At 67.2% G+C, this 5,880-nt stretch carries 5 protein-coding genes; 2 read left to right on the forward strand and 3 right to left on the reverse strand.

What is annotated here, in order from left to right:
• Positions 1–280 (reverse strand): DUF2239 family protein (locus tag JHD07_RS19815; RefSeq protein WP_291624941.1); only part of this gene is annotated, 280 nt, incomplete at its 3' end.
• A 165-nt stretch (positions 281–445) separates the two neighbouring features.
• Between JHD07_RS19815 and JHD07_RS19820 the strand changes: the two genes are divergently transcribed.
• Positions 446–1,111, forward strand: coding sequence for a glutathione S-transferase (locus JHD07_RS19820; RefSeq protein ID WP_291624944.1), 666 nt, complete (start codon positions 446–448; stop codon positions 1,109–1,111).
• Positions 1,112–1,138: 27 nt separating this feature from the next.
• Here the strand turns inward: JHD07_RS19820 and ggt are convergent, their stop codons facing one another.
• Positions 1,139–2,890 (reverse strand): gamma-glutamyltransferase, encoded by a 1,752-nt coding sequence (gene ggt, locus JHD07_RS19825; RefSeq protein WP_291624946.1) that lies wholly within the window; start codon positions 2,888–2,890, stop codon positions 1,139–1,141.
• Between the two features lie 102 nt (positions 2,891–2,992).
• Here ggt and JHD07_RS19830 point away from each other — a divergent pair, with 102 nt between their 5' ends.
• Entirely contained in the window at positions 2,993–4,378 is a 1,386-nt protein-coding gene (locus tag JHD07_RS19830) for an MFS transporter (protein ID WP_291624947.1), read from the forward strand.
• A 59-nt stretch (positions 4,379–4,437) separates the two neighbouring features.
• Here the strand turns inward: JHD07_RS19830 and purH are convergent.
• The coding region (gene purH, locus JHD07_RS19835) for a bifunctional phosphoribosylaminoimidazolecarboxamide formyltransferase/IMP cyclohydrolase (RefSeq protein WP_291624949.1) at positions 4,438–5,880 on the reverse strand (1,443 nt) is incomplete at its 5' end.

The raw sequence follows: 5,880 nt of genomic DNA on the forward strand, positions 1-5,880 counted from the left end.
CCTCGCGCGCGACCACGCCGAGCTTCGGCCGGCCGCGCCCGCGCGGCTCGGCGGGGGCTTCGGGGGCCTCGACCGGCGGCATAAGCTCCGCCAGCCGCGCCAGCACCGCGCGATCGTCGCCGCGCAGGTCGAAATCGATCGAGCGCCCGGTTCCGTCGTCGAAGATGACGATCGGCTCTGCCAGCGGCTGCGTCGCCCGTTTCACCGCGAGCGCGACCTCGCCCGCCGTGCCGGAGGCCAGCCGGCGCTGGCCGGCGAAAGCTGTGTAAGTCCCTTGCATTGGAATCATTGCCATATTGATCGTGTTGCCAGCTTAATACCCGGGTAAATTATTCGCGTCAATATACCCGGGTGAAAATATCCGTAGTGACGGCTCGACAATGTGGTCCCGGGCTGGCACGAACGCCCCGGCCAATCGACCACGCCAAGCGCCAAGGACACGACGATGCTGACCGTTCACCACCTCAACAATTCCCGCTCGCAGCGCGTGCTGTGGCTGCTCGAGGAGCTGGGCGTTCCCTACGAGATCGTGCGCTATCAGCGTCAGCCGGACATGCGCGCACCGAAAGAGCTGCGCGCGATCCATCCGCTCGGCAAGTCGCCCGTCATCACCGACAACGGCAACACCATCGCCGAATCGGGAGCGATCATCGAATATCTCATCGCAACCTACGGCGACGGCCGGCTGATCCCGCCGCTGAACACGCCGGAGCGACTTCGTTACACCTATTGGCTGCACTATGCGGAGGGATCCGCGATGCAGCCGCTGCTGCTCAAGCTGCTGTTCACGCTGATGCCGAAGCGCGCGCCCGCGCTGCTCCGGCCGCTGGTGCGCAAGGTCTGCAACCAGGCGCTGACCGCGCTGGTCAATCCGCAGCTCAAGCAGCACATGGACTATTGGGAAGGCGAACTCGGCAAGAGCGAATGGTTCGCCGGCAGCGCGTTCACCGCAGCCGACATCCAGATGAGTTTTCCGCTGGAAGCCGCGCAAGCGCGCGGCGGGCTCGAGCAGGGCCACCCCAGGGCGATGGCGTTCCTGGAGCGCATCCATGCCCGGCCGGCCTATGCGCGCGCGTTGGAGAAGGGCGGGCCGTACCAGGTGGGACGGTAAGCCGGCTGTCGCCCGGCAACGACGCGGTTACTGCCCAGCCGCCTCCGCGCCGCGCGTGCGCGGATCGGCGGCGCCGAGCATCCCGTTCGGCGTCACCAGAATCGAATTGGCCGATGTCTGTCCCATCGGCTCGACGACGGCGTGGCCCATCGTCTTCAGCTCGCGGAGCACGTCGTCGGGAAAGCCGCGCTCGACGCGCACCTCGTCCGGCATCCATTGATGGTGCAGCCGCGGCGCAGCGACCGCGGCGGCAACGTCCATCCCATAGTCGAGCACGTTGACGACCACCTGAAGCACGGTCGAGATGATGCGGCTGCCGCCGGGCGAGCCCGTCACCAGCACCGGCTTGCCGTCCTTGAGCACGATGGTCGGCGACATCGACGACAGCGGCCGTTTGCCCGGCCCGGGCAGGTTCGCCTCGAAGCCGACAAGGCCGTAAGCATTGGACGCGCCGACGGCCGCGGTGAAATCGTCGAGCTCGTTGTTGAGCAGCACGCCGGTTCCGTCGGCGACGAGGCCGACGCCGTAGCTGAAGTTCAGCGTATAGGTGTTGCTGACCGCGTTGCCGCGGGCGTCGACCACGGAGAAATGCGTGGTGTTGCTGCCTTCGCGCGGCGCGGGGACCGCGGACACGAGTTCCTTCGACGGCGTGGCGCGCTCGGCGGACATGGTCGCGCGCAGCTTGGCGGCGTAATCCTTCGCGGTCAGCCTGTCGGTCGGTGCGTCGACGAAGGCGGGATCGCCGAGAAAGCGCGCGCGGTCGGCGTAGGCGCGCTTCATCGATTCGATCAAGAGATGCAGCGATGCCGCCGATCCCTGCGACAAATCGGCGAGCTGAAATCCTTCGAGGATGTTGAGCGTCTCGACGAGTACCACGCCGCCTGACGACGGCAACGGCATCGAGACGATGTCATAGCCGCGATAGGTGCCGCGTACCGGCGTGCGGATTACGGCCTGATAGGATTGCAGGTCGGCCGGCGTCATGATCCCGCCGGCGTCGGTCACGGCTCTGGCGAGCTTCTCCGCAACCGGCCCCTCGTAGAAGCCGCGCGGGCCTCGGGCCGCGATCACCGTCAGCGTTTCGGCAAGATCGGCCTGCACGAGCCGGTCGCCGGCGCCTAGCGGCGTGCCGTCGGGCCGCGAGAAGATCCTGGCCGAGGAAGGCCAGCGTGCCAGCCGCCGGTGCCAGCTCGGCAGCGTATCGGCGATGTCATCGCTGACGACGAAGCCGTCGCGCGCGAGCGCGATGGCGGGTGCGAGCAGTTGCGCCAGCGTGAACCGGCCCGAGCCGTATTTGTCCAATGCCAGGGCCAGGCCCGCGACGGTGCCGGGCACGCCGATGCCGAGCGCTGAATCGCGTGATTTTGCCGTGTCGGGCTTGCCGTCCGCGCCGAGGAAGATCTGCGGCGTGGTCGCGGCCGGCGCGGTCTCGCGATAGTCGATCGCGATGTCTTCGTTGCGGTCGGCGGAATGGATCACCATGAAGCCGCCGCCGCCGATGTTGCCGGCGCGCGGGTAGGTCACCGCCATCGCAAAGCCGGTCGCAACCGCCGCATCGACGGCATTGCCGCCGCGCCGCAGGACATCGGCGCCGATCTGCGCGGAGAGCTTCTCCTGCGCCACCACCATGCCGTGCTCGGCGGCGACCGCCCGAACCATGTCGCGCGCGGGCGGAACATAGCCCTGCCGTGCATCCTGCGCGGTCGCCGGCGCAAATCCTAACGCCAGGGTGGCGATGACGGCGAAGAATGTCCGCCGTGTCGAATGTGACGACATCATCAAAACTTTCCGCCGGAGCCCCGGGCCGGTTCACAGGCCTCGTTGCAATGCTATACGGTTCGCGCCAGAGAGCCAAAAACTGTTCGTGATGAGGACTGCGTGATGACGACGATCGCCCCGGATGCGCGCGTGGCCGGCGCGCAGCGGTCCTATCCGCCGCGCGCCGCCGTCGTCAGCTGGATCTTCTTCGATTGGGCTGCGCAGCCATATTTCACCCTGATCACGACCTTCGTGTTCGCACCCTATTTCGCGACCAGCGTTGCGCCAAATCCCGCCACCGGCCAGTCGCTGTGGGCTTTTGCGACGGCGGCGGCGGGCCTTGCAATCGCGCTGCTGTCGCCGGTGCTGGGGGCCATCGCGGATGCATCGGGCCGCAGGAAACCATGGATCGCGGGTTTCGGCGCGGTGCTGGTGCTGGCCTCCTGCACGCTGTGGATCGGTAGGCCCGGCGATGTCGCCGTCATTCCGTTGCTGCTCACCGCGGTTGCGCTCGCCAGCGTCGGTGCCGAGTTCGCCACCGTTTTCAATAATGCGATGATGCCGACCTTGGTGCCGCGGGAGCGGATCGGCCGGCTTTCCGGCACCGGCTGGGCCACGGGCTATATTGGCGGGATCGTCAGCCTGATCATCGTGCTCGGTCTTCTCGCGGCCAATCCCGAGACCGGCCGAACGCTGCTCGGCCTCACGCCGCTGTTCGGGCTGGATCCCGTCGCGCGTCAGGGCGACCGTGCCGCCGGGCCGCTGACCGGGCTGTGGTTTATCATCTTCGTGACGCCGATGTTCCTGTTCACGCCGGACTACCCCGCCAAGCGCCCGCTGCGCGAGGCACTCCATGAGGGTCTGTCGGAGCTCAAACAGTCGATCAGGAGTCTGCCGAAGCAGAAGTCGCTCGCGGCATTCCTGCTCGCCAACATGATCTACACCGACGGTCTGGTGTCGCTGTTCGCCTTCGGCGGCATCTATGCCGCGGGCACTTTCGGCTGGCACACGATCCAGATCGGCACGTTCGGCATCATGCTTGCGATCGCCGGTGCATTCGGCGCATGGTTCGGCGGCAAGCTGGATGATCGTCTCGGGCCGAAGCGCGTCGTTGCCGGCAGCCTCCTGGTCCTCTTGTTGTCCGTGGCGGCGATCCTGCTGGTCGACAAGGATAGCGTGTTGTTCGTCAAGGTCGCGCCGCCGCAGCCGGGCGCGGGCTTGTTCTCGAGCGCCGCCGAGCGGGCCTATCTCGTGCTGGGCTGCTTGATCGGCGCGGCCGGCGGCCCGCTCCAGGCCGCCTCCCGCACGCTGCTGATCCACCTCGCACCGAAGGATCGCATCGCGCAGTATTTCGGCCTGTTCGCGCTGACCGGGAAGGTGACGTCCTTCATCGGCCCGCTCCTGATCGGCATGATCACGGCGGTGACCGCGAGCCAGAAGGCGGGCATGGCCGTGCTGGTGGTGTTCTTCGTCGCGGGGCTAGCGCTGTTGATGCGGGTGCGGGAGTAGCATCCCCCTCGTCAATTCCGGGGCGCGCCACGCGGCGCGAGCCCGGAATCACGGCAAGCTCAGTGCCTGAAGTGCCGCGTGCCCGTGAACACCATGGCGATGCCGTGCTCGTCGGCGGCCTTGATCACCTCGTCGTCGCGCATCGAGCCGCCGGGCTGCACCACCGCGGTGGCGCCGGCTTCGATGCAGGCGAGCATGCCGTCGGCGAACGGGAAGAACGCATCCGACGCCACGACCGAGCCCTTGGTGAGCGGCTCGGCAAGCTTCAGTTCATTGGCGGCATCCAGCGCCTTGCGCGCCGCGATCCGCGCCGAATCCACCCGGCTCATCTGGCCCGCGCCGATGCCGACGGTGGCGAGATCCCTGGCGTAGATGATGGTGTTGGACTTGACGTGCTTGGCCACGCGGAACGCGAATTTCAGGTCGCGCATTTCCGCATCGGTCGGCGCGCGCTTGGTCACGACCTTGAAGGTCATGTCGTCGACCACGGCGTTGTCGCGGCTCTGCACCAGCAGGCCGCCGGCGACCGTCTTGGCGGTGAGGCCCGGTGCACGCGGGTCGGGCAGGCTGCCGGCGAGCAGCAGGCGCAGGTTCTTCTTGCCGCCGATGATGGCGATTGCCTCTTCGCTGGCATCGGGCGCGATGATGACCTCGGTGAAGATCTTGGTGATCTCGCGCGCGGTGTCGGCGTCAAGCGGACGGTTCATCGCGATGATGCCGCCGAATGCGGACGTGGAATCGCAGGCCAGCGCCCTGCGATAGGCCTCGACCAGGTTCGATCCTTCGGCGACGCCGCAGGGGTTGGCGTGCTTGACGATAACGCAGGCCGCGGTGCGCTCGGCGTCGAACTCGCCGATGCATTCATAGGCCGCGTCGGTGTCGTTGATGTTGTTGTAGGACAGCTCCTTGCCCTGCAGCTGCCGCGCGGTAGAGACGCCCGGACGCTTGTCGGGGGTCGCATAGAACGCCGCGGTCTGGTGCGGGTTCTCGCCATAGCGCAGCGATTGGATCAGCCGGCCGCCGAAAGCGCGGAAGTCGGGCGCGTCGATATCGAGCTGACGGTTGAACCAGTTCGAGATCGCGGCATCATACGCCGCGGTGCGGGCATAGGCCTTCGCGGCCAGCCGCCGGCGCAAGCCCAGCGTGGTCGCGCCCCCGTTGGCGGCGAGCTCGTCGAGCACGGCCTGATAATCCTGCGCCTCGACCACGACGGCGACGTCGTCATGATTCTTTGCAGCGGCGCGGATCATCGCGGGGCCGCCAATGTCGATGTTCTCGATGCAATCCTCGAAGCCGGCGCCCTTGTCGACGGTCGCCTCGAACGGATAGAGATTGACGACCAGAAGGTCGATCGGCGCGATGCCGTGCGCCTTCATCGCCTCCGCATGGTCCTTGTTGTCGCGGATCGCGAGCAGGCCGCCATGCACTTTCGGATGCAGCGTCTTGACGCGGCCGTCCATCATCTCGGGGAAGCCGGTCAGCTCGGAGACGTCCTTCACCTC

It is taken from the genome of Bradyrhizobium sp., from assembly GCF_016462955.1.
Lineage (GTDB): Bacteria > Pseudomonadota > Alphaproteobacteria > Rhizobiales > Xanthobacteraceae > Bradyrhizobium.

Coding starts and splice junctions, on each gene's coding strand:
- ggt (WP_291624946.1), bottom strand. CDS start 2,890: ATGATGTCGTCACATTCGACACGGCGGACATTCTTCGCCGTCATCGCC.
- JHD07_RS19820 (WP_291624944.1), top strand. CDS start 446: ATGCTGACCGTTCACCACCTCAACAATTCCCGCTCGCAGCGCGTGCTG.
- JHD07_RS19830 (WP_291624947.1), top strand. CDS start 2,993: ATGACGACGATCGCCCCGGATGCGCGCGTGGCCGGCGCGCAGCGGTCC.